The sequence below is a fragment of the Paenibacillus sp. PL2-23 genome (assembly GCF_040834005.1).
GTDB lineage: Bacteria > Bacillota > Bacilli > Paenibacillales > Paenibacillaceae > Pristimantibacillus.
Window position 1 is genome coordinate 898,247 of sequence record NZ_CP162129.1, and the last position, 23,958, is coordinate 922,204.

Here is a 23,958-nt window from a genome sequence, read left to right on the forward strand (position 1 = left end):
GAGGTGTTCCTGCAATGCCAACCTACAACAAGCTGGTTCGGGACAACATCCCGCAAGTTATTGAAGCAACGGGGAAAACATTCCGCACACGCATCCTAGACGATGCGGAATATCGCGTGGAGCTCCATACGAAACTGAGAGAAGAGATGAACGAATACTTAAGCGCCATGAACTCGGCTGACGCGCTGGAGGAGCTGGCGGATCTGCTGGAGGTTGTCCGCGCGCTGTCCGTCATCCACTGTTCCACGCCAGATGCCTTGGAGGCGCTTCGCGCACAGAAAGCCGCCAAGCGGGGCGGATTCCAGGAGCGGGTGTATTTGATCAATGTCGAGGACTAAGCTGAATGTAAAGCTGATTACGGAAAATTTGGCGGACGAGCTGATTGTCGGAATGCAGCATGCATCCGGTATCTATATCATGACCTCTTTCATCATGCAGTCTGGCGTCAGGCTGCTCGCTCCGCATCTGAAGAGTGCGATTGAGCGCGGGGCGGAAGTGAAGGTGCTGGCAGGTGACTATTTATTCGTTACCCAGCCGGAGGGCCTGAAGCTCCTATGCGACATAGACGACAGGCTTGAGGCGCGGCTGTGGCGCAGCATGGGTACGTCATTCCACCCCAAAGCCTATTTGTTCGACTACGAGAATGGCGAAGGTTTGCTCATCGTAGGCTCCTCCAATTTCTCCATGTCCGCCATGCGGATAGGGATGGAATGGAATCTCGCCATGAACGCGCAGGCCGAGCCTTACACCTTCCAGCTGGCGCTCGACAAGTTCATGCACAACTTTTATCACGACTCAACGACTCCGCTGAATGCGCATACCATTGCGAACTACGAAGAAGAGTACAAGCAGCGGCATCGCGAGAACCCGGAGCTTATTCGAATGGTATCCAGTATGGAGGAAGAAGAATACCGTTCGGAGAGCGGGGATATGACAGGTACCTCTCGCGAAGCTCAGGAAGAGACCGTGAGCATTCAGCCCAGGCATGCTCAGCTTGAGGCATTGGAAGCTCTTCAGAGAACCTTGGAAGAAGAATACGACAAAGCCATGGTCGTTATGGCGACAGGTCTTGGTAAAACGTACTTGGCCGGCTTTTTCGGCGAGGGGTTTAAGCGAATCCTGTTTGTCGCGCATCGGGAAGAGATTTTGCACCAAGCGAAGGCTTCATTCTCCCGTATTATGCCGAATCGCAGCTTTGGCATTTATAACGGAGCGATGAAGGAGAAGGATACAGACTGTGTTTTTGCATCTATCTATACATTAGGGATGAAGAAGCATCGAGAAGGGTTTGATCCAGAGGCATTCGACTTGATTGTGGTTGACGAGTTCCATCATGCGGCGGCCAAATCCTATCAGTCGGTTATTGACTATTTCCAGCCGCAGTTTCTGCTAGGCATCACAGCGACTCCCGATCGAATGGACGGCAAGGACGTGTATGCCATTTGTGATGGGAATGTAGCGTATCAGATTCATTTTCTCGAAGCGATCAGGCGGGGCTGGCTGTCGCCGTTCCACTATATCGGCGTATACGACGATACGGATTACTCCCAGATTCGGTGGCTTGGCAATCATTACGATGACGAGCAGTTAGCTGCGGCTCAACTGAAGGAATCGCTGGCTGCAACCATATATAATGCCTGGGAGGAGCACAAGCAAACTCGCACGATCGCCTTCTGCTCTTCGATTCGTCAGGCGGATTTCCTGGCCGACTACTTCCATAGTCGCGGAGCAGAGGTCGTTAGTCTGCATTCCGCAACGGTTGGCATGGGGCGCGGCGAAGCGATCCGGCGATTGGCGGAGGGCAGTTTGGACGTTATTTTCACAGTTGACCTGTTCAATGAGGGTGTAGATATTCCGAGCGTGGATACGCTCCTGTTCGTGAGACCGACGGAGTCATTGACGGTGTTCACCCAACAGGTTGGCCGCGGTCTCCGACTGTTCGAGCAGAAGTCCCACTGCCACATCATCGACCTGATCGGCAACTATCGTAATGCGGACGTGAAGCTCGGGCTGTTCGCGGATAACGAGGACGCAGGCGTTCAGAAAGGGAATGCCGCTGCTATTACGGCTACTCTTCCAGCGGGCTGCGACATTCGGCTGGACACGAAGGTTATTGATCTGCTGGCTGAACTCAGGCGGAAGAAGCTGCCTCGCCGGGAGCTGCTTCGCCAGTCGTTTAACGACCTTAAGAATGAGCTCGGTCGAATACCGACTTATCTGGAGCTGCATTTGCATGGCCGGGCGAACAGCAGGGAGTATCAGAGCGAATTCGGCTCTTATGTGGGTTTCCAGGCGTGGGCGGATTGTTTGAACGAGATGGAGCAGGAGCTGTTCTACCGTTATGAGGCTTGGCTGAGGGATGTAGAGAAGACGGGAATGAACAAGAGCTACAAGATGATCGTCATGCTTGCTATGCTGGAGCGTGGTGTAGAGGATTGGCTGACTCCTATTACGCCGCAGCAGGTAGCGCCTTTCTTCCATCAGTATCTGACGGAGAAGGAGTATCGGAAGCGGATCGATTTCTCGGACCAAGAAGCGAAGAGGCTGTGGAACTATAACGAAGCAGGTATCAGCAAGCTAATCGCCAATATGCCGATGAGTAAGTGGTCTGGCGCCAAGGGAAGTATGACTACGTTTGAAGGCGGTCGCTTTGGTGTGAGACTGGAGCAGCCGCATGATGCAGAGCAGGCAGAGATTCTGTTCAACTGGACGAGAGAGATTTGTTTGTACCGGTTGCATCTGCATTTTGAGCGACGTGGGTACAAATGAGTATTTGAAAGAGAAGACAGCTGTTGAATTGTATGGAGATGGATGGTAGGATCTTCACGATTTATTGCGGAGTGCGCTTCGAGATTCGCGGCATTCCTTGCTGGCTCGAGCTTGACTATAGTCAGTACGTAACGTTGTTAGGTGAGTGCTATAATTTGCGGAACAACGATCATTACCAGATTCAATTCGTTTAATAAAATGGGAAAGCCGTACGATCGGCTTTCCCATTTATCGAGTTCATAGGTCATAATTACGAGCAGTGTTTGGACATTTAACGTGGTTAATATCCTGACATTATTGATTAGCATAACAATTATTGATAGGATTGACTGCACTTTAAAGACTTATTTCCAATAATAATTCAACAATAAGATCTTCGAACGCTTCATTTATGTTCCTAATGAGGAAGTGACCTTCAATGGGAATACTCCTATAATCATGAACAAGTAAGTTTCTTACACTATAAAGAGCATCTGAGGCATTTTTCTTCGGTTCTCTACCCACTAGGCTTAATAACTGATTACCGTAGTCCATTACAGTCTGTTTTGATCCTAATGAGCTTGTATACTGATTAAATAGCTTGGAAATTCTTTCCTTCTCTCTAGCGAGATTCCCTAGCTCTTCTTTCAACTTAAACAAATTATTAGTATGTGTAGTGACTTCGTTAACCAGATCAATTATCTCTTTATTAAATATTTTTTCAATCAACAATTCTACCGCCTGATATAGTAGATAGAACTTAACTAAATGGTGCTTCTCACTATGTAAAAGCTCTTTGAATAAATGTATGAGGAAATCCTCTGTTTTTACATGATTCGAGATACTGCTAATGGAAAACTTTTGTCCCTCATGATTTAAAACAGGCCTTCCGTATTCTCCCCTCGTTGCATAAATACCCTGACTATACAGAGAAGCATAATAGTTTTTTATACTAAAATTGGGGATGGTGTCTGTGATCTCATTGCAGGTGATAAAAACAAAACTGTCTTGAGGATAAAAATCAAATAAAGAAATAGTTTTATCATAAGTTACCGGAATTTGTTTATAGCTACAATCGCTTTGATCAATAAGAAGCTTTTGAAATGCAATAAATGCATATTTAAGAAAATGAATGTTATCACTAAAATCATGTTCTAGAGATACCAATGCTTGAATTGGAAATATCCAACCAATTCTTTTGTTTATATCAGATTCAAAGACTTGGAATATGTTATTTTCAATGTAATCTTTATTATAAAAAATGTAAACAGTGTAGTCCTCTGGACGATACGTTTGGTGCGGAGTTAATACATAATCAATTTGAACATCATTTTCGGTTTGTGTCACATTTGAAATACACTTTAAATTGAAGCAGCTTTGTTCCGAACTAAAAGTGACATCTGCAACAAATAAATCTTCATCCTGATTGGTCCTGATCTGAAGTGCCATTTCTTACTCCGACTGACTGCGATATTTGTGGTATCCATTATCTACAGCTTTTACAAAACTCAAGTATGAATCTCCATCCGGATTGAACAACTCTCTAAAGAAATATTGAAAATACATTCTTTGTGAGTTGCCAATCTTCTTAGAGTTACCTCTAATATTATCAAGCCTAGTCAAAAGCATTAATAGCCAATGTGATGGGTCCTCATCCGATTCTAGTTTATCAATAATTGAAATCATTTGCTCAAATGAATGAATAAGACCAAAATCTTTGAGTTTGCCTACTGCCGCCCCATATCCCGTAAATGCTTGGGACTTATTAAAAATATTATATGCCTTTTTACCGAATGGTTGTCCAATTAATGTTATATCATCTTCATCCAGATCTAACTCCCAATGTTCGGAAAGCAAATCGATTTTCAGTACAAAGTGATGAAATGACTCTAAAAAGTCTCTAAAAATATCCCTTTTCTGATTTTCATCAGAAAGTTTTTCTAATCCTTTGATATTGTTTAGTAATTCAAACCTATCAATCGGTAACTCATTTCTCTCTAAATATGAGTTAAATCCATCAATAACATCTTTGAATTTGTATTGTCCTATTTCGTTTATTACTTCCCCCTCAACCTCTCTAACTAATCGTATTCCATTCATGTCATAATCAATATAGTTTTTATACAGAATTTCAATCTGATGTCTTATTGACATTGGAGTTTGTCCAGTGTTCAACGTTAACATTCTATATAAGATTCCAAATTTATTAATGCCCAGATAAAGCTCTATCCTTAACTTATTGGAATAAAATCTTTCTAATGCATCTGTATCATCCTTAGATAACTCATTCTCGACCTCCAATATTGTGTATGTTCTTTGTAGACCATCCAAAATAACCAGACTATCAATATTATTATTTATATAACCAAGTATCTCTTCATCCGACAGTTCACGAAAATCTTGGTTAGAACCATTTCCATTGCTAAGAGCCAAAACAATAGGCGGAATTATGCATCCTTTTTTAAGATCGTTTCTTAAAAGTGAATACACAGTATTTGATGATTTTACTCTACGTCTTTGCAAATCATTATTTCCTATAATTCTTCTGGCTATCATCAGATATCTCTCATAATTCATTTCAATAAATATATTTTCAGCATCTATTCTTATATCTGTTATCCGTGAAGTTATTTCCATTCTATCGCCTCCTATAACTCTTGCCGTTCTTTAGCGAGTTGTATAAATGAACCCAAATCCATCAACCAACTTTGCTGACGCGACTTGTAGGTGTCGTGTAGACGCTTAGGTAATACCAATTGCAAACTATTGGCCTGCATCTCATCCGTCTGGTTTTCACTGATACCAGGCTCCATTGTAAACAAGTGTTTGTTATTTATTCTGTTTGCTTCAGCAAGTACCTGCCGCCATCTATCCTTACATGTGGACTTAACACCCAGCATGGTCAGTCTGGACTCAGGGAACGACATATCACGGTAATTACTGATATGTGGGAACAAAAAATCCGGTTTTGACTTGTGCTCTGTCATCTGCGTTCGGGAATATGTAAGGCTGTGAGCCTTGAAGATTTCCTCTAGATGGTTTTCCAGTGCGTATCCAACACGGGATTTTCTCCGATTATGAACACTCAGTGAAAACTGGATAAACCCTTCGACATCAGTAGTTCCATCATCTCTGAAGCCTTCTTCCAATCTCCTAGCCACCATGTGCCGCTCAAGACGCTTGAACAGCTTTTCCTCCTGTTCAATCCACTTCAGTAAGGTCTGATCGGGTTCTTCATAAGGAGAAACGTCTCTTAGAGTCTTTCTGGCCAAATCAGAGAATACAGACGTACTTGGGAAGCCTCCGTTAAAGTATGGCTCAAGAATACTGTCCAAATAGCCGCTATCAGGTTCTTCAATGACTATACCCATTTCTTCGAGGATATAGCGGACAGCGTAGTCAACTTCAGGATCATGACCGTCCTCAATAGCCTGAAAGTTGAAACTGAAGTCCACCTGATCCACACCAAACAACCAAAGTAACTGGCTCTCTAAAGTACTTCCGAAAGGCACGAGTATCATATAAATTTCACCATCTGGTCTTTTGGCCACGATCAGCATGTCGAGTTCTCTGGCCTGATCCATGACTTGATTACTCTTAAAATACAATCTGTACTCTGTGCGTGTTGGATGTGCCTCGCGGGCATCGTACCAAGTTAATGAACCTTCGCAAGAAAAGCCCTCGTTCTCTCCGGCAAGCCAAAGAAAACGGGCTTCATGTGAAACTCGATCATCACCAAAAAGAGTACGAAGTGGTCTGCTCCCATTGAACTCATGTTGGTTTGATACTGCTGTATTAACTTCTACCGCGCTCAGACGCTTGATTGCTATACCTTCAAAATATTGTGATAGAAAACCTCTCTTCATTTATAACACCCTCACAGTCGTGGTCTGTTAGCATTGCCCACCAATCTCTATAGATGTCATATCCGTCGCTTCTAACCACTGGGCACATAGTTCTATTACTTCTTCGCTGTTGATGCGGTATTTTCCTGTTAATGAACATTCCCAAACAATCCCGACTCTCCAGTTCATCTCCTGAAGGCGAGACAAGTTCTCCCTGTCCATTTCCATGTTCCGGTTAATCTTGTTATGCCAGAGTTGCTCATTCGATGATGGCCATTTGAACATATGACAGGAATGGCCATGCCAAAAACATCCATTAGCAAAAATGACCGCCTTGTACCGGGGAAAGACCATATCAGGCATTCCCGGCAAGTTTCGGTCATGAAGTTTATACCTGAAACCAAGTTTGTGAAGTCCTTGTCTGAGAATTATTTCTGGCTTTGTGTCTTTGCCTTTGATCCCGGACATCATCCGGCTTCTTGTCTCAGGTGAAACGAAATCATACATAGGCTTCAACCTTCTCAAAAAGCATTTCAACTTGTTCGGTCTCCTTGTTCGTTCTCATAACCTTGAAGAGGTACGGGAGCATGTGCGCCGCTACTTTCTCAACAACAGGTACAGCAACTGAATTTCCGAACTGCTTATACGCCTGCGTATCGGAAACCGGGATTACAAAGGATTGTTGTCCCGGTTTGTCGAACCCCATCAGTCTTGCACATTCGCGAGGAGTCAGCCGCCTCGGATTCTTGCCTTCCTGCCTGATCAAAATTTCGGAGCCATCTTTGTAATACCGTGCAGACAAAGTGCGCGCGATATCATCAGGGCCAAACAATCCATAACCAAAACCATTTCCCTTCGCCCTGTGCTTCTCCGCATAGTTTTGAAGGTATTCCCACAGCCTATCACTCAAAGTGTACTTTTCCGCAACTCTGCTTTCAGGTTCTTCTGTATATGGTGGTTCAGGCACTTCTGTTCCGTTTTCCGGATGCAGGATCGAACCAAGTTTCGGGCCTGATTGAGGGAGTGCCATATCATTAAAGGCAAATCCAACGTCATCCCGGAATCCTACTATAAAGATACGCTCTCTATGTTGAGGAACAAAATACTTGGCATCAATTACCCGGAAATCTACATGGTAGCCCAGTTCTTCTTTCAATGTTCGCAAGATTACCTTAAAGGTATTTCCCTTATCATGGCTAACCAGATTCTTCACATTTTCAAGCAGAAATGCCTTTGGTCTATGATGTTCTATCATTTGTGCAACGTCGAAGAATAGAGTACCTTGTGTGGCATCATGGAAGCCATGGGGACGACCCAGTGAGTTTTTCTTGGATACTCCTGCGATAGAGAATGGCTGACAAGGGAAGCCCGCCACCAATACGTCGTATTGAGGCATATCGTTCAGATCAACATCTCGAATGTCGCCGTTCACCGGATGATCGCATTCGTAATTAGTCTGATAAGTCTTTCTGCATGCCAAGTCCCACTCACTCGTAAATACACATTTGCCACCAATTGATTCAAACGCCTTCCGCAGACCTCCGATACCTGCAAACAGATCAATGAACCTAAAGTTGATATCATTTTCAGGTTGTTGACCAGAACGCACATTGTAGATGGTTTTAAGCTCTCTTAGTAGGTTTTCCTCTGGCAAGGATTCACCATTTTCCCACCGATAAATGGTACGTTCACTTTTTCCAAGTAATTCAGCAACTTCCTTGACTGAGTATCCAGTCGTCTCTCTTATGTGTGCAAATTCAGTATTTTTAAATGTTTTCATTGTTAACCCCTCCTGTCAAAAACATTCCCAGGGGGAATGTTTTTGACATAAGGATAACACGGGGAACATGCTTTCGCAAATTATTTTTCTAATGGTTCCTCTTTTCTGAGATTATAATATTATGTTGGCCTCAAATTCCCTCTCAAAAAACTGGTAATTTTGACCGATATAACTACTGAATCATCATACCAAATCATCTAAGGGGGAAAAATATATGGACTTTTTATCTTTATATTTTAAGGGAGTTGCCGCAAAAGTATTGAGTTCAGTTGAAATTAATAAATGGAACAGTAATCAGCATGAATTTCATGGAGTTAGAGTTCTGAAAAATATTTTTGGACTCGAAAGACAATACTTTAATGCAAGGTTCATTTACATAAACAAACAGGGGAAAATGATACAAAGCACCGGAAGGCTAACATGGTACGATGCAAGAGAGTATGATCCTTATAGAACAGAACATCGATTATATTATACTGAATCCAGTGCTATTAATAACGCTCATGAGAATGACTTAATGATCGTTGGATTGAGAAGTGACAATACTGTATTGGTCGTCATTGCTAATAAAGAAAGTGAATTTTGTGAAAAACTGAAGCTCCTGTTTGGGATCAAATATATCAGTACTGAATACAAGTCATTTGATCTTGAAAGCAAAGAGGTTAGAACTGATGATGTTGATACACTAGTTAAGATTGGGGTTTTATTATAAAATGTTATCTCTTACGAGTTAGCTTATGCGTTGCTATAATAAAACCAAAACATTGCATCCATATGCTGCTGCTATTGTTGAAGGATGAGGCATCTTTCCTTACAAGGCTACCATTCAAGATGAGTTGATTGAATGCTGCTGTTATTAACAAAAGATCTAAAGACTGATTCTCAAATCATTAATTTTATCTTTAGATGCAATTTCATTTATTTATTCCCTACTCTTCTTCATTAGGAGCTCGCCACCCATGAAATACGACTGCCTAATTGTAGACGATGAAATCGTACTCGCGGAAACCACCAGCGAGTACTTTAACATGTTCGAAGTGAAAACCACCTTCGTAACCACAGCAGAGGAGTGCGAGCGATTCTTCAAGGAGCACGACACATCGCTCATTCTGCTAGACATCAACCTCGGCAAGGCGTCGGGGTTTGAATTGTGCAAAAAGCTGCGGCAGCGGACGCAGATTCCGATCCTGTTCATCAGCGCGCGGTCCAGCGATGATGATATCCTGATCGCCCTCAACATCGGAGGCGATGATTATATTCAGAAGCCGTACACGCTCAGCGTGCTGCTGGCGAAGGTGAAGGCGGTGCTGAAGCGATACGGGAGCGGAAGCCACGCGAACCAAGCCGCCGACAACGTCATCGAATTCGGCCCCGTGAAGATCGACCTATCCCTTAACCGCGTAAGCGTGAACGGCGTAGACACGAAGCTCAAGAAGCTGGAGTACAAGCTGCTGGTGTACCTGGCCCAGCACAAGAACAAAATCGTCACCAAGGAAGAGTTGTTCTACAACGTGTGGGGAGACTCCATCACAAGCGACGGCACGCTGAACGTGCACATCCGACACCTGCGGGAGAAGATTGAGCCGGATCCGAACGATCCGCAATATATCCGCACCGTCTGGGGGACGGGGTATGTGCTGGAGGATGGCACGCGATGAGGACGAAAGGGATCTTTATCACCCTGACGGCGATCTTCCTAGCCGGCATCCTTCTCTCCATCATCATGCTCCGCACGGATACGGAGACAAAGGTTGACCTTGTAGCGGTGAACGAGATCATGAAGACGGTGGAGCAGCATTGGAAAAGCCTGGACGAAGGCGACCTAAACTTAAGCCACATCCAGCAACCCTTCACCGTCCTCGACCTCAACGGCCAGCCCATCTTCCAGAGCAGTCTCGACGCAACGAGAACAATCAACGACGCCCTGAAGAACCGTGACACGATCGTCGACATCCAGATCGACAACGCCATCGTCGGAAAGCTGATCATCCCCTATGACGATCAGCAGACGCTTAACGCCATTAAGATCAGACTGGCCGTCATCCTCCTAACGGCTTTTACTCTTCTGGCGATCCTCTGCGCCCTATACGCGGCGTTTCTCAACCGCACGATCTTCCGCCCGTTCCGTGAGCTGCAGGCTTTTGCGGCGAATGTGGCGAGGGGGAAGCTGGACGTGCCGCTGACGATGAGCCAGGACAACCCGTTCGGGGCGTTCACGGAGAGCTTCGATATTATGCGCGAAGAGCTGGCGGCGGCGAGGCAGAGCGAATATGAGGCGAACCGCAGCAAGAAGGAGTTGGTGGCCAGCCTCAGCCATGATATCAAAACGCCGGTTGCCTCCATTAAGGCGGTGAGCGAGCTGATGCTGCTCAAAGCAACTGACGAGAAAATGCAGAAGCAGCTGAATACGATCTACGCCAAGGCGGAGCAGATCAACCTGCTCGTGACGGACATGTTCCATGCGACGATGGAGGAGCTGAACGAGCTCAAAGTGACCACAACGGAGGAGCTCAGCTCCGTCCTTTACAGAATGATTAACAGCGTGAACATTCACGATCAGATCCACTTCGAGCCGATACCGGACTGCATGATCGTCACGGACGTTCATCGCCTCCAGCAGGTGCTGGACAATATCGTGAGCAACGCCTACAAGTACGCGAATACGCCTATTACCGTTACCTCGCAACTAACTGACTCGTATCTCGAGCTCCACATCACAGACAACGGCCTAGGCATCCCCGAGGACGAGCTGCCGCTGTTGTTCAATAAGTTTTACCGGGGGAGCAATGCGGAGGGACGGAGCGGATCGGGGCTTGGCCTGTACATCTCGATGTATCTCATGCAGCGCATGCAAGGGGACATCGCCTGCCGGAACCGTGAAGGCGGCTTCACCGTGACGGTCGCCATCCCGCTAGCTTAATAGTACGTGTTCAAAAAGTCCAGTTTTCAGCACACATAGCTCATGCTTTTTTGAACTACCTCTAGCAGAATTAAGAATTAGCTAAGAAACAGGCAGAGATTACCTAAGAATTGCCGCGGTATGATGAGGCTGTAATCAACATTACAGTCTTATTTGTACGGAACCGGAAGGTTCAGGAAGGTGGATATACCGATGACGACAACCGAATTATTGCGTACCGACAAATTATGCAAAACCTTCTCCAGCGGCGGCGTTCAGCAGCATGTGCTCAAAAATTTGGACATCACCCTCGTGCAGGGTGACTTCACGGTCATTATGGGCAGCTCAGGATCGGGCAAGTCGACACTGCTCTACGCGCTCAGCGGCATGGATAAGCCGACGCTTGGCGAGATTTACTTCAGCGGGCAGAAGATTTCGAAGCTGAACAACGACCAGCTGGCCGTGTTCCGCCGCAAGAACTGCGGCTTTGTGTTCCAGCAGGTTCATCTGCTCGACCATATGAGCATTCTGGACAACGTGCTGGCGAGCGGCCTGCTCTTGAGCAGAGAACGCCGCGCCCTGGCGGCCAAGGCCAAGAAGCTGTTCGCCCAAGTGGGGCTGAACGAAGCGGCATGGGGCAAGTTCCCGTCCCAGCTATCCGGCGGCGAGGCGCAAAGAGCGGGGATCGTGCGGGCGCTTATTAACGATCCTCATCTTATTTTTGCAGACGAACCGACCGGGGCGCTGAACTCCGCGGCGAGCGACAGCGTGCTGAACGTGCTCACCGACGTGAACCGGAATGGGCAGAGCATTGTGATGGTCACCCATGATCTGAAAACAGCGCTGCGCGGCAACCGCGTCCTCTACCTCCGCGACGGCGTCATCTGCGGCGATCTGTTGCTGGAGCCGTACCAGCCCGAGCAGCAGCATGCGCGGCATGAGAAGCTGACGGCTTTCCTGGCCGAGATGGGGTGGTAACGATGAAGATCTGGCATCTGACCTCGGCCAATATTCGAAGCGGCAAAAGTGCCACCTTCTCGCTGTTTATTCTGATCGTCATCGCCGGCTTGCTCCTGAATCTCGGGTTAGCCGTCATGACGAAGATGGGGAGCTTCTTCGACGAAAAGTCGGAGCAACTGGGCGAGTCGCATATCGTCGTCCTGACCAAACAGTCCAATTACAAGCCGGATTACCGCGAGTATTTCGCGAACCGTCCGGAGGTGGCGGCGACCGAAGAAGAGGCCATTATCCTAATGAACGCGGTGAAATTCCTCTACGGAGAGAACGACATTAACATGGCGGCCGCTTTCCTCAATGCCGATTCAACGGACAGAGCCTTTGGCCAGGTACGGCTGCTCGAAGAGCTGGAGGGTCCCGCCCAGGACGGAGACATCTACGTGCCGCTCAGCTTCCAAGCGAGCGCGGGCTACAAGCTGGGCGATTCGTTCGACATGACTTATCAGAGCCAGACGTTCCGCTATCGGATCAAAGGCTTCTTCGAGACTACCATGATGGGGACCCCGAATATGGGGATTATGAAATATTTTTTGCCGGACGCGTCCTATCACCATCTAGTCGAGAAGGTGGGCGACACGGCAGCCGGAACGCTGATCTCCGCCGGTCTTCATGATTCGAAACAGTCCTCGGAGGTTCGCCAAGACTTCGGCAAGCAATTCCCGGACCATAACATGGATGTCAACAATCCGCTGTTCTGGGAGGGCGACATTGAGCTCGTCAAGAGCGTGGGCTCGATCACGATAAACGTGGTGGCCATGATTCTGGTCGCGTTCGCGGTTGTTATCGTGCTCGTATTCCTGATGGTCATCCAGTTCCGCGTGACGAACAGCATCGATGACGGCATCGTGAATATTGGCGTGCTGAAGGCTCTCGGCTACACCAGCAGGCAGATTATCGCGGCCACGATTCTGCAATTCCTGTTGATCGCGGCGGCAGCGGGCGTCGTCGGTGCGGCGCTCTCTTACGGGGTCCTGCCCGTCTTCGGCCGCATCGTGACGACCTTGTCGGGGCTGATCTGGACGACCGGGTTCGACGCCGTCGTGAACGCGATAAGCGTGCTGCTCATTACGCTGATGGTGCTGGCCGTTACGCTGCTCGCTTCCGCGCGCATCCGTTCGCTCCAGCCCGTCACGGCACTGCGCGGCGGCATCCGGACGCACAGCTTCCGGCGCAACCGGTTCCCGCTCGACCGGGCGGCGGGCAGTCTGAACTGGCTGCTGGCCTGCAAGGCGATGATTATGAACAAGAAGCAGAACATCATGGTCGCCTGCGTCATCGCGGCGATTACGTTCGCCTCTATTTTCTCCGTCGTACTGTACTATAACGTGGCTTCCGACAAAACGGCGTTTGTCCACCTCGTTGGCGCGGAGACGTCGAACGTGATCGTGAACGCGGCTTCTGAGTCGGATAGCGGGAAGCTGATGGCGGACTTGGAAGGGATGGACGGCGTGCGGAAGGCGGCCTTTCTCGATATGACCTCGATGAAGCTGGATGGCCAAAACGTGTTCACGTCGATTTCGGACGATTTCTCCAAGCTGGAGAACCAGAGCGTCTACGAAGGGCGCTACCCGAAATACGACAACGAAATCGCGGTCTCCTGGGTCGTGGCGAAGCTGCTCGGCAAGGAGGTCGGCGATACGGTGACGGCGGAAGCGGGCGAAGCCTCGTATACGTACCTCATCACCGGACTGAGCCAGTCCATTAGCAATTTGGGGCAGGCGGCTTATATGACCGTGCCGGGCGCGCAGCAGGTGATGCCGGACTATGCGGGAACGAGCATCAACGTCTATTTGGACGGCGTGGACAACAGCAGCTTCATGGATGAGGTCAAAGCCCAATACGGGAGCGAGGTCGGCGATATCGTCGATATGGACGAGATGATCGACGGGCAGACCAGCATTTATATAGCCGCCGTGTTCGCCGTTATGGTGATCGTTCTGGTCATCACGATCCTGGTCGTCTCCTTGATTCTGTACCTGGTGATCAAGAAGATGATTTTGAAACGGAAGAAGGAGCTTGGTATTCTGAAAGCAACCGGGTATACGACGTTCCAGCTCATGACGCAGATCGCGCTTAGCTTCGTGCCGGTCGTCATCGCGGGCGTCTTCATTGGTGGCGTGCTGGGCATAATGGGCACGAACACGGTGCTGACGCTGCTGCTGTCCGGAGCGGGCATCCAGAAGGTTGATTTTATCGTACACGTGCCGCTGATCACAGCTCTGTGCACCGGACTGATCGGGTTCGCTTACGGCATCTCGATGCTGGTGTCCCGGGGGATCAAGCGAATTACGGCATACGGGTTGATTACGGAATAGTAGAGAGTAGGAGGGATTTCCCATGGAGGAGCAACAGCTTGGCCGAAAACAAATCCACGTCGTCGGAGCCGTCATCGTCCGGGAAGGCCTGGTGCTCTGCGCCCAGAGGGGGGCTGGCCAGTCTATGGCGTCCCTGTGGGAGTTTCCCGGCGGGAAAATCGAGATTGGGGAGACGCCGCAGGACGCGCTGAAGCGCGAGATCGCGGAGGAGATGCGGTGCCAGATCCGCGTCGGCGAGCGGGTGGAGTATACCGCCCACGAATACGCCTTCGGCATTGTGCATCTGACGACATTCTACTGTGAGGTACTGTCAGGCGAGCCGCAGCTGACGGAGCATGCCGCGATGCGCTGGCTGCGGCCGGAGGAGCTGCTGTCGCTGGAGTGGGCGCCGGCGGATGTGCCGGCCGTTCAGGCCATTATGAGCAAGTATGCTAATCCACATATGTAGCCCCAATCAAATAGTGATACGCCGCTACGGTCACGGAGACCGCTGAAGCGGCGTTTTTTTGCGTTCGTGGGGGTGGACGAGGGGGCAAACCTGACATGAGCGGCAATCTTTTCAGTCTGCTGTCATTTTATTCTGTTAAACTAGCAGGCAGGGACGTGATTCGTAGAATCATAGGAAGAGAGGCAGGGGAATACGTGTTACCATCAACTGTAATGAGCTTGGTTGCCTGGCGGAGACTAATTGCCGCAGGCTTGATCATCGCGCTGCTTGCTGGAATCGTTCAGGGCAGCACTGTCAGCTACGCTGCTGACGATACGGAAATACAAGGGTCAGTGTCCGTAGGAAGTACAGCGGTCCCAGCGGATGGCGTTAGTCAGACTATGGTGTCGTTAACGCTGACGGATACGAACGGCGACAGGGTTGCTGTAGCTGCGGATAAGGTGAGGTTTATGGCTTCTCAAGGTGTTCTGGATGGAAATGTCACGCACACCGCAGGGCAATATTCATTGGTGCTCACCGCACCGACGACGGCGGGGTCTGCGTATATTATGGCCGAGGTGGACGGCGAGTGGGTAGATGATATCGCTTGGGTGAGCTTCACGCCAGGTGCGCCTTCCGCGAATCATTCTGTTGTTCACGCTGCGAGTGCGACGCTTCCTGCCGATGGACTAAGCCAGACGCTGGTGACCATTCAGCTGAAGGACCAATATGGCAATAACGTATCGGAACTAGCGGATTCTCTACAGGTGACGACGTCGCTCGGTAGCTTGAGCGGTGTGTCTCATCAGTCCCATGGCGAATATGCTGCCAAGCTTGTTTCGCCGACATGGGGTGAGCTTGGGAGCTGGGAGGAGAGCGAGGATCTGGAGCAGGATTCTGAACCTCAATTCATAGATGGTGCCATTCCGGATGAGACTCCGAACGATGAGCCAATCTCTGTATTCATTGCATCTGTCTATGAGCGGCACGGCATCTATCAGGCGCTTCTGACGGCTCCAGAGGAAGCGGGCACGGCGACGATTTCGGCTTCTTTGAACGGAACGCCGCTTGTTTCGAGTGTGGATGTGACTTTTACGGAAGGGCCGCCGCCTAATCCGGTGACGGGAATTGTTTTTGGTCAAGGGTCCTATTCGCTTGCTCCGGGTGAAGATGTGGCAACCTTGGTAGAGGCGACGAGGGCGGATGAGAGTAAAGTGAATGTCACTGCGGCTGCGACTTTTTCTATAGCTAATACGGCGATTGCGACGGTAGACAACAGCGGGGTTGTGCGAGGAGCAGGGGTTGGTGAAACGGTACTGACCGCGCAATATGGCGGTTTTACGGCGGAGGCAACGATTCGAGTGGTGGAAGAGGTGGTCACTCCAACACCAACTCCAACACCGACGCCAACACCAACCGCGACATCAACATCAACAACAACGCCAACACCAACGGCGACAACTGCTCCTGTTACATCCACACCGAGTCCCGTTCCGACGGCAACGGGGGGAGCAGATGGCTTGGAAATCGGAGGCAAGACGCAGAATGGTGAATCAAGCCGCTGGTTGGTCACGACTGCTGATATTGAGAAGGGCATGATTGAGGTTGCATTGGAGGAAGGCGGCACCATTGAGGTGACGGCGTCCACGCTGGATGCTATCCGTTCTCGCAACGCGGGAGCGGTGCTTGTCGCCAAGGCTGGCAGCGCCTCAATGTCGCTTCCATTTGCTGAGCTTGACGTGAAGCGCTTCGCGGAGGAGTTCGGCATGCCGGAGGATGCGATCCGCTTCGAGGTTATCATTCAGCCGCCGGATCAGGCAACGAATCTGACGATAAGCCGGACAGTCGAAGGGATGCAAGGGGAGCTGCTGGGAGCTCCGATTGTTTTCGAGATTCAGGTGATTGGGGAGAACGGTCAGAGTGTATTCTTGAATCGATTCGATCGGTACGTGGAACGAACGATTGAGCTTGAGTCCAAGCGTGTAGCGAAGACGGCTACAGGTGTGTGGTGGGACCCCGTCTCGGGCCAGCTAAGGTTTGTTCCAACCTCCTTGGTTAGTAAGAACGGCCAGTGGACGGCAGTTATGAAGCGGCAGGGAGCCAGTGTCTATGCTGTCATTGATCGTCCTGTTACATTCGCAGATGTTAGGGGACATTGGTCATCCGCCGATGTGGAACTCATGGCCTCCAAGCTGCTAGTTAATGGACGAAGTGCTGATGTGTTCGATCCCGATGCGACGATTACTCGTGCGGAGATTGCGGCCTTGCTTGTCAGAGGGCTCGGTTTGGCGGAAGCAGCAGCGTCGAGTCCATTCTCCGATGTGCAAGGCGGCTGGTATGAAGGGGCTGTGAGCGCGGCGAGCCAAGCCGGTCTCGTATCCGGTTATGGGAATGGTACATTCCGGCCAGCGCAGAGGATTACCCGCGAGGAGCTTGTCCTAATGGTTATGCGGGCGTACCGTTACACGGGATCAGATGCGACTGTGGTTGAGATGCCTTATGTGCCGTTTGGCGATGAAGTCGGAATTTCGGGGTGGGCGGTAGACGATATTAAGCTAGCACAACAGCTGGGTATCATTCAAAGGAGCGATTTGTTCCGTCCTGAAGGCACGACAACCCGAGCAGAGGCAGTGACGGTGCTGAGACGAATGCTGGAGCTTATTTCATTCATTTAACTGCGGAATAACGAGAGGAGAACATGGATATGAAGACAAAGTTCACAGGGAAGCTGCTGGCGGCTGTGCTTGTTGTGCTGCTGGGCATTAATATACAAGGCTCGTGGGCAGCCTCCACGGTGGTTGATTTTATCCAGATATGCGTAAGCGACAATGGTAAAATGAACCTGATAGCACCCGAGGCAAGCTGCGCCGCCAACCAGAGGAGTTATACGCTGAATCTGAAGGGCGACCAAGGACCAGTTGGTCCTCGTGGCGAGACTGGCCCGGCCGGCCCAGCAGGAGCGGATGGCGCGCAAGGCCCAGCCGGCCCAGCCGGTCCAGCCGGCCCGGCAGGAGCGGACGGCGCGCAAGGCCCAGCTGGTACAGCGGGAGCAGACGGCGCGCAGGGTCCAGCCGGTCCAGCGGGAGCGGACGGTGCGCAGGGTCCAGCAGGTCCAGCGGGAGCAGACGGCGCGCAGGGTCCAGCAGGTCCAGCAGGTGCGGATGGAGCACAGGGTCCAGCAGGTCCAGCAGGAGCGGACGGCGCGCAGGGTCCAGCCGGTCCAGCAGGAGCGGACGGTGCGCAAGGTCCAGCCGGTCCAGCGGGAGCGGACGGCGCGCAGGGCCCAGCCGGCCCGGCAGGAGCGGACGGCGCGCAAGGCCCAGCTGGTCCAGCCGGTCCAGCAGGAGCGGACGGCGCGCAGGGTCCGGCAGGTCCAGCGGGCCCAGCAGGACCCGCAGGGGCTCCAGGCGCACAGGGACCGATGGGTCCGGCTGGTCCGCAAGGTCCGGCTGGAGGAGGGGACAGCTTGTACGGGGATGGCTCAGCAGGCGCGCTGAATGTCCCAGTTGGCAGTACGCTTGATCTGACGACGGCATCCGGTGTTAATTCACTCCAGGGCAAAGCCAACATGCAGTTCACAAGCATTACCATTGGGGGCACTCTTATTGTACCAAGCGGTACTCTATTACGAGCAACTGAAAATATTCTCATCACGGGTGCCATTAGTGTAGCTACCGGCGCCCAGGATAATGGTCCCGGAAGCCCGGATTCTGGCATTTCATTAGCAGAGGCTGGTGTGCTGAATGGGGGAATCGGCGTCGCTTATTTACAGGCTGCCCAGCTCACAATGCCTTCTGCAACGGCTGGAGGCGCCGGTAATCGAATACCGAATGGTTCAGGCGGGGAGGGCGGCGGCTCTCTTGTGCTAGTAGCCAAGGGCAGCGTAACCTTGAGTGCCAGTGGCACAATTAATGCCAATGGAGCGGACGGTGTACTGAATCCCGTCTCGGGACAAGGCATTATTGGAACGGGCGGCGGCGGTGGCGGAGTTGTGGTAATAGGCTCCAAGAGCAGCATTACTATGCAAGGAATCATTCGTGCACGGGGAGGCAATGGCTCCGATGGTTTTGACGGGAATGGCGGCAACTCCGAAGGCGGTGGCGGCGGAGGAGGCGGTGGCATTGTGCATCTTATTGCGCCGAGTGAACCGTCTGTTACGGGTACAGTGTCTGTGAATGGAGGCTCAGGGGGCAACCATTCCGGCGCCTCTGCCAATATGTCATCCGGCGGAGGTGGCGGAGCGAGCGGAGGCAATGGCGGCAACGGCACTTCGTCAGTGGCCCCAAGCAGCTCAGGTGCAGCAGGTCACTTCATAACGACGGTGGCTAATGCCCCGGAGAATCTGTTTCTGAAGTAGTCGAGCAAGTCAGAGGCTTATCATAACAAGTAGCGGTGCAGGGTTTAAGCTCCCGGCACCGCTATTTGTTGTATATGGTGAGCAGCTGCACGACCGGCGCGCGGCAGGACTGGCTTTAGCTCATTCATCAGACGTGATCACGTGCGCCGAAGAAGGGGTTAGCTGGTGCAATAACCACACGTGGTGTCGTTGTTGCACCGAATCAGCAGATAGTTGGTGCAATAAGCACACGCGGTGTCGTTGTTGCGCCGAATCAGCGGTTAGCTGGTGCCGTAACCACACGTGGAGTCGTTGTTGCGCCGAATTAGCGGTTAGCAGGTGCAATAAGCACACGTGGTGTCGTTGTTGCGGCGAATCAGCGGATAGTTGGTGCCATAACCACACTTGGAGTCGTTGTTGCGCCGAAGAAGGGGTTAGCAGGTGCAATAAGCACACGTGGTGTCGTTGTTGCGGCGAAGAAGCGGTAAGTTGGCGCAATAACCACACGCGGTGTCGTTGTTGCGGCGAATCAGCGGATAGTTGGTGCCATAACCACACTTGGAGTCGTTGTTGCGCCGAAGAAGGGGTTAGTTGGTGCAATAAGCACACGCGGTGTCGTTGTTGCGGCGAATCAGCGGTTAGCTGGTGCCGTAACCACACGTGGAGTCGTTGTTGCACCGAAGAAGGAGCGATGCGGGAATTAGTGGTTCCGCCAGACCGCTTTTCGGCTATTAATCGTTGCCGCAGCCTGCCCGGGCTGCGGTTTTCTTTTCTCTCCCTGCGTATGGAAGGGCGAACGGTATGGACACAATGCATAACAAAACGGATGATGCGGATGAAGATAGAGGGGTGGGCGGTGGATGAAATCACGGATATGGATGCAAGAGGTGCGGCCATTCCCCTCAAGGGGCACGCCTTATGCCGGCGACTTTATCGTGCTGGGCTACAATCGAGAGGCTGACGAGTTCATCGCTGGAGTGCAGCGAGACGGCGCGATCGTGCATATGGGCACGTTCGCTCGCGGTCTGAAGGCGGAGGAGAAGGAGGCGCTGATCCAGGCCATCACGGCGAACCGGAGCGAGAGGGGGGACAGCAGCGATTCCACAACCATTTGGGTGAAGCCTGGCATTTGCGTAGAGCTGGCGTTTGCGTCGCAAGTGGGAGAGGAGCTGGCGGGACTGGTGTTCCGTGCCTTCCGGCTTCAGACAAGCTGGCAGTCCTGCACCTGGAACAAGCTTGTGGTGGACAACGCGCTTGTCGGAACGGGAGTGTCCCTGACAAGCCCGGACAAATGGATCTGGCCGTCGGCCCAGCCGCATATCGACAAGGAGGGCTACCTCGCGTATTTGGCGCAGATGGCTCCGGTGATGCTGCCGTTCCTGGCGAATCGGCTTCTGACGACGATCCGTTACCCTCAAGGGGCGGGGGGAGAGTCCTTTTATCAGAAAAATTGTCCCGACTACGCGCCCTCCTTCATCCCAACCGGTCAGCACGAGGGGATCAACTATATCATCTGCAACGACCTGGCCACCTTGATGTGGCTAGGGAATCAGAATACGATTGAATACCACCTTCCGTTCAATCGGTTCGGAGAGGAGAAGCCGCTCGAGATTGTGCTGGACCTCGATCCTCCTGGGAGAGAGGCGTTTCCGCTGGCTGTGAAGGCCGCCGCCGAGATTCGCAGCATTCTTGACTCCTTCGGCATGACGGGGTATCCCAAGCTGTCAGGCAATAAGGGGCTGCAGGTGCATATCCCGCTGGACCCCAGTCTAGCGCTTACCTACGATGATGCGAGGGTGTTCACGTCATTCGTGGCTCAATATTTGGTGGAGCGGTTCCCGGACAGCTTCACGACGGAGCGGCTGAAGAAGAACAGGGGGAAGCGGCTGTATGTCGATTATGTGCAGCATGCCGCAGGCAAAACCATCATCTGTCCTTATTCCCCGAGAGGGAATGAGCATGCAGGCATCGCGGCGCCCCTGCGATGGGAGGAAGTGAACGAGCGGCTGAGGCCGGAGACGTTCACTATGCCGTTCGTGCTGCAGCGGCTGGCGTCCGAAGGCTGCCCGATGGCGGACTGCTTCGAGACGGGCAACCGTCAAGCAAGCAACGTAATTGCTCTGCTGAGGGAGAAGGCGAGGGTTAGGCGGTAATGTCGACGTATACGATAACAGCCAGAAGGAGGGGCTCATCATGCGAGTCCCTCCTTCTGGCTGTATGGGGATTAGATCTTGAACTGCGAAAGCTTCTCCAGAAGCTCCTCCACCATCTTGCTGAGCGCTGCCGAGGATGCGGCGATCTCTTCCATGGAGGCGAGCTGCTCCTCCGAGGCGGCGGCTACGCTCTGCGAATCGGCTGCAGCCATGGACGCGAGGTCGGCGAGCTGCGACACGTTATCCGTTACCTGATCCGTGCTGGCTGACATCTGCTGCGCGGAGGCGGATACCTCCTGAATCTGCACATTGACGGTAGACATGTCGGACAAAATGAGCTCGAACACCCGTTGGCTCTCATGTATGCTGTGCATGCCGCTTCGCACCTTTTCGCCTCCGGCGGCCATCGTTGTGGAAGCGATGCTGGTATCCTTGCGCACAGCCTCGACGAGGCTGGTTACTTCTTCGGCAGCTTGCTTCGTCTGATCCGCCAGTTTCCGGATTTCGGCGGCGACAACGGCGAAGCCGCGTCCATGCTCGCCGACGCGTGATGCCTCGATCGCCGCGTTCAGCGCCAGAAGATTCGTCTGTGTGCTGATGTTGGAGATCATGTCGATCATGCGAACGATTTGCTCCGAGCGCTCCTCCAGCCGCTTGATAGAGTCTTCCGTCACTTCCACGGAGCGGACGACCTCTCCCATCTCCGACACCGTAGCCTCCAGCCGCTCGCTGCCGGCCTTGGTCTGATTCGTAACATCATCTGCCGTAGAAGACACGGAGGATGAGAACTCCGCGATTCGTCCTGCCCCGAGCTTCATCTCATTCATAGAGCGAGCCGATTCGGACGCTTGCTCGTTCTGGGTCATTGCGCCCTCCGCGATCCGGCCAACCGACACGGCGACCGTGTGCGCGGCGCTGCTGTTCTGCTCGGCGCTTGCGCTTAGCTGCTCCGACGTGGCGCCAACCGCCATCGATAGATCGGAGACGAGCTTGAACATCTCCCGGAGCTTGGCGGTCATATCGTTGAAGTAGCCGCTCATGACGCCGATCTCGTCGCCGGAGCGCACGAGCATTTGCTGCGTCAAATCGCCTTGGGCCATCAGCTGAAGCTTGCCTGACAGAACACGAAGCGGCTTCGTGACCAGCCGTTGAATCATAAACATCAGGATGCCGATGAGAAGGGCAATGCCCACAACTGAAGTGATAATGGCTGCACTGCGCGCCTTATAATAGTCCCCCATGATCGTGCTTTCGGGAATAGAAGCTTGCGTGTACCAGACCTGGTCGCTGCCTGGCATGGAGATAGGTTCGAATACGCGCAGCACCCGGTTGCCCTTGGAATTCAGCGTAAAGCCCTCCAGGCTCTCCCCGGCAATCACCTTCTGCCACAGCTCTTCCTTCTGTGGATTGTCTCCGTAATGCTGCATAATGGATTCCGGATCATTGGGATTGGCGACATACGTTCCGCTGCCGGTGAGGAGAGACACGTAGCCCCCCATAGGCTTGTATTGAGCAGCGTCCTGTTCCATTTGCTCCAGCGTCAAGTCGATGCCGACAATGCCGAGGAACTCGCCTTCTCGGCTGAGAATAGGCTGAGTGACGGACATGATGTTGGTTTTGACACCGCCAGCTTCATAGACATAAGGATCGATGTACGTTACCTTCTTGCTCTCTTTGGGCAGCCAATAATAGTCCCCGGCTCCTGAAGCTTCGTAATCAAGGGATGCTTCCATTTGGATCTGGCCGTCCTTTCGGAACAAGTACGGGACGAATCGACCGGACGCGTCGTCATACTGTGCTTTGTTCACATTGGCCTCGTCATTGCTGTCGAAGGCGTTCGGCTCCCATAATGTATAGATGCCAAATAGATCGGAGCTCCTGTTTAATTTATGCTCCATGATGGCAATGACTTGCTCCCTCGACAGAGATTGGTCCTCTCGGGTAACGGCCAGCTGCTGGGCGAATGACTGGAGAACACCATGTATATGGGACATTCTTGTCTGCAGATTTGTCGCATACTGCACGCCTGCAGTACGACCTTCCAGTGAGCCTTTGTCGATGCTCAAGGTATGAAGCTGATTAAGGCTCATGATGAGATTGCCGCCGAGAATAAGCACGATCGACAGGATGAGTGCAATGGTAGCTTTAACGGAAATAGACATATTACGAAAAATACGGTTCATGATGCCACTCCTTGTTGTCGAATGATGTAGAAGTTAGATATTATTTCGTCATTATTCGACAAAAAGTGAAGAGGTGAAGATGAAAATAATAAAATAATGCTCGACCTCCGCCAGACCAAGCGTCTCCAGCAGCGGCGGACGCTGAGGCTGGCTCAGTCTGCTCCTAAGCCCTCATCGAAGCCAACACCAACGGTACTAAGCCATATTGGTACTATACGCGTCATACCTTCTCATCCATAATGGAAGAAACATAGA

17 protein-coding genes are annotated in these 23,958 nt (G+C 51.4%); 11 read left to right on the forward strand and 6 right to left on the reverse strand.

The window, feature by feature from the left end; all coding sequences use genetic code 11:
• Nucleotides 1-14 precede the first annotated feature (14 nt).
• Both AB1S56_RS03885 and AB1S56_RS03890 read left to right on the forward strand, forming a co-directional pair.
• On the forward strand, nt 15-338 hold the full coding sequence (locus tag AB1S56_RS03885) for a nucleoside triphosphate pyrophosphohydrolase (RefSeq protein WP_340870772.1): 324 nt from the start codon (nt 15-17) through the stop codon (nt 336-338).
• Entirely contained in the window at nt 325-2,769 is a 2,445-nt protein-coding gene (locus AB1S56_RS03890; RefSeq protein WP_340870771.1) for a DEAD/DEAH box helicase family protein, read from the forward strand. Before AB1S56_RS03885 ends, AB1S56_RS03890 begins: the two co-directional genes overlap by 14 nt.
• Before the next feature lie 336 nt (nt 2,770-3,105).
• Here the strand turns inward: AB1S56_RS03890 and AB1S56_RS03895 are convergent, their stop codons facing one another.
• Genes AB1S56_RS03895 through dcm form a run of 5 tightly spaced genes read right to left on the reverse strand, consistent with a single transcriptional unit; the run spans nt 3,106 to nt 8,373 of the window.
• Nucleotides 3,106-4,197, reverse strand: a complete 1,092-nt coding sequence (locus tag AB1S56_RS03895; protein ID WP_340870770.1) for a hypothetical protein — start codon at nt 4,195-4,197, stop codon at nt 3,106-3,108.
• Nucleotides 4,198-4,200: 3 nt separating this feature from the next.
• Nucleotides 4,201-5,385 carry a hypothetical protein gene (locus tag AB1S56_RS03900; RefSeq protein WP_340870769.1) on the reverse strand — a complete coding sequence of 395 codons (1,185 nt, stop codon included), beginning with the start codon at nt 5,383-5,385 and terminating at the stop codon, nt 4,201-4,203.
• Between the two features lie 11 nt (nt 5,386-5,396).
• Nucleotides 5,397-6,614, reverse strand: coding sequence for a type II restriction endonuclease (locus AB1S56_RS03905; protein ID WP_340870768.1), 1,218 nt, complete (start codon nt 6,612-6,614; stop codon nt 5,397-5,399).
• Nucleotides 6,615-6,641: 27 nt separating this feature from the next.
• Complete coding sequence (locus AB1S56_RS03910; protein WP_340870766.1) at nt 6,642-7,100, reverse strand: very short patch repair endonuclease; 459 nt, start codon at nt 7,098-7,100, stop codon at nt 6,642-6,644.
• Nucleotides 7,093-8,373, reverse strand: coding sequence for a DNA (cytosine-5-)-methyltransferase (gene dcm, locus AB1S56_RS03915; protein WP_340870765.1), 1,281 nt, complete (start codon nt 8,371-8,373; stop codon nt 7,093-7,095). The genes AB1S56_RS03910 and dcm overlap by 8 nt, the downstream gene beginning before the upstream one ends.
• A 214-nt stretch (nt 8,374-8,587) precedes the next feature.
• On the opposite strand from dcm, the gene AB1S56_RS03920 reads away from it, so the two are divergent.
• The 9 genes from AB1S56_RS03920 (at nt 8,588) to ligD (ending at nt 21,520) form a co-directional block, all read left to right on the forward strand.
• Nucleotides 8,588-9,085, forward strand: a complete 498-nt coding sequence (locus AB1S56_RS03920) for a hypothetical protein (protein WP_340870764.1) — start codon at nt 8,588-8,590, stop codon at nt 9,083-9,085.
• Between the two features lie 247 nt (nt 9,086-9,332).
• Nucleotides 9,333-10,031: a response regulator transcription factor gene (locus tag AB1S56_RS03925; protein ID WP_340870763.1), complete on the forward strand. Its 699-nt coding sequence runs from the start codon at nt 9,333-9,335 to the stop codon at nt 10,029-10,031.
• Nucleotides 10,028-11,293, forward strand: coding sequence for a HAMP domain-containing sensor histidine kinase (locus AB1S56_RS03930; RefSeq protein WP_340870762.1), 1,266 nt, complete (start codon nt 10,028-10,030; stop codon nt 11,291-11,293). Before AB1S56_RS03925 ends, AB1S56_RS03930 begins: the two co-directional genes overlap by 4 nt.
• Before the next feature lie 192 nt (nt 11,294-11,485).
• Entirely contained in the window at nt 11,486-12,250 is a 765-nt protein-coding gene (locus tag AB1S56_RS03935) for an ABC transporter ATP-binding protein (RefSeq protein ID WP_340870761.1), read from the forward strand.
• A gap of 2 nt (nt 12,251-12,252) precedes the next feature.
• A complete protein-coding gene (locus tag AB1S56_RS03940) occupies nt 12,253-14,604 on the forward strand; it encodes an ABC transporter permease (RefSeq protein ID WP_340870760.1) in 2,352 nt (783 codons plus the stop codon).
• A 22-nt stretch (nt 14,605-14,626) separates the two neighbouring features.
• Nucleotides 14,627-15,052: a (deoxy)nucleoside triphosphate pyrophosphohydrolase gene (locus AB1S56_RS03945; RefSeq protein ID WP_340870759.1), complete on the forward strand. Its 426-nt coding sequence runs from the start codon at nt 14,627-14,629 to the stop codon at nt 15,050-15,052.
• A 194-nt stretch (nt 15,053-15,246) separates the two neighbouring features.
• Nucleotides 15,247-17,706: an invasin domain 3-containing protein gene (locus tag AB1S56_RS03950; RefSeq protein WP_340870758.1), complete on the forward strand. Its 2,460-nt coding sequence runs from the start codon at nt 15,247-15,249 to the stop codon at nt 17,704-17,706.
• Nucleotides 17,707-17,735: 29 nt separating this feature from the next.
• Nucleotides 17,736-19,388, forward strand: a complete 1,653-nt coding sequence (locus AB1S56_RS03955) for a hypothetical protein (protein WP_340870757.1) — start codon at nt 17,736-17,738, stop codon at nt 19,386-19,388.
• A gap of 839 nt (nt 19,389-20,227) precedes the next feature.
• Nucleotides 20,228-21,520 carry a non-homologous end-joining DNA ligase gene (gene ligD / locus AB1S56_RS03960; protein ID WP_340870756.1) on the forward strand — a complete coding sequence of 431 codons (1,293 nt, stop codon included), beginning with the start codon at nt 20,228-20,230 and terminating at the stop codon, nt 21,518-21,520.
• Nucleotides 21,521-21,591: 71 nt separating this feature from the next.
• Here ligD and AB1S56_RS03965 read toward each other — a convergent pair whose 3' ends face one another.
• Entirely contained in the window at nt 21,592-23,703 is a 2,112-nt protein-coding gene (locus AB1S56_RS03965; protein WP_340870755.1) for a methyl-accepting chemotaxis protein, read from the reverse strand.
• Nucleotides 23,704-23,958: the final 255 nt, after the last annotated feature.

Bases quoted from the DNA above. Each gene is read 5' to 3' on its own strand.
- AB1S56_RS03935 (WP_340870761.1), top strand. From the start codon at position 11,486: ATGACGACAACCGAATTATTGCGTACCGACAAATTATGCAAAACCTTC.
- AB1S56_RS03920 (WP_340870764.1), top strand. From the start codon at position 8,588: ATGGACTTTTTATCTTTATATTTTAAGGGAGTTGCCGCAAAAGTATTG.
- AB1S56_RS03965 (WP_340870755.1), bottom strand. From the start codon at position 23,703: ATGAACCGTATTTTTCGTAATATGTCTATTTCCGTTAAAGCTACCATT.
- AB1S56_RS03890 (WP_340870771.1), top strand. From the start codon at position 325: ATGTCGAGGACTAAGCTGAATGTAAAGCTGATTACGGAAAATTTGGCG.
- AB1S56_RS03955 (WP_340870757.1), top strand. From the start codon at position 17,736: ATGAAGACAAAGTTCACAGGGAAGCTGCTGGCGGCTGTGCTTGTTGTG.
- AB1S56_RS03885 (WP_340870772.1), top strand. From the start codon at position 15: ATGCCAACCTACAACAAGCTGGTTCGGGACAACATCCCGCAAGTTATT.
- dcm (WP_340870765.1), bottom strand. From the start codon at position 8,373: ATGAAAACATTTAAAAATACTGAATTTGCACACATAAGAGAGACGACT.
- AB1S56_RS03895 (WP_340870770.1), bottom strand. From the start codon at position 4,197: ATGGCACTTCAGATCAGGACCAATCAGGATGAAGATTTATTTGTTGCA.
- AB1S56_RS03930 (WP_340870762.1), top strand. From the start codon at position 10,028: ATGAGGACGAAAGGGATCTTTATCACCCTGACGGCGATCTTCCTAGCC.
- AB1S56_RS03905 (WP_340870768.1), bottom strand. From the start codon at position 6,614: ATGAAGAGAGGTTTTCTATCACAATATTTTGAAGGTATAGCAATCAAG.
- ligD (WP_340870756.1), top strand. From the start codon at position 20,228: ATGAAATCACGGATATGGATGCAAGAGGTGCGGCCATTCCCCTCAAGG.
- AB1S56_RS03925 (WP_340870763.1), top strand. From the start codon at position 9,333: ATGAAATACGACTGCCTAATTGTAGACGATGAAATCGTACTCGCGGAA.
- AB1S56_RS03910 (WP_340870766.1), bottom strand. From the start codon at position 7,100: ATGTATGATTTCGTTTCACCTGAGACAAGAAGCCGGATGATGTCCGGG.
- AB1S56_RS03900 (WP_340870769.1), bottom strand. From the start codon at position 5,385: ATGGAAATAACTTCACGGATAACAGATATAAGAATAGATGCTGAAAAT.
- AB1S56_RS03940 (WP_340870760.1), top strand. From the start codon at position 12,253: ATGAAGATCTGGCATCTGACCTCGGCCAATATTCGAAGCGGCAAAAGT.
- AB1S56_RS03945 (WP_340870759.1), top strand. From the start codon at position 14,627: ATGGAGGAGCAACAGCTTGGCCGAAAACAAATCCACGTCGTCGGAGCC.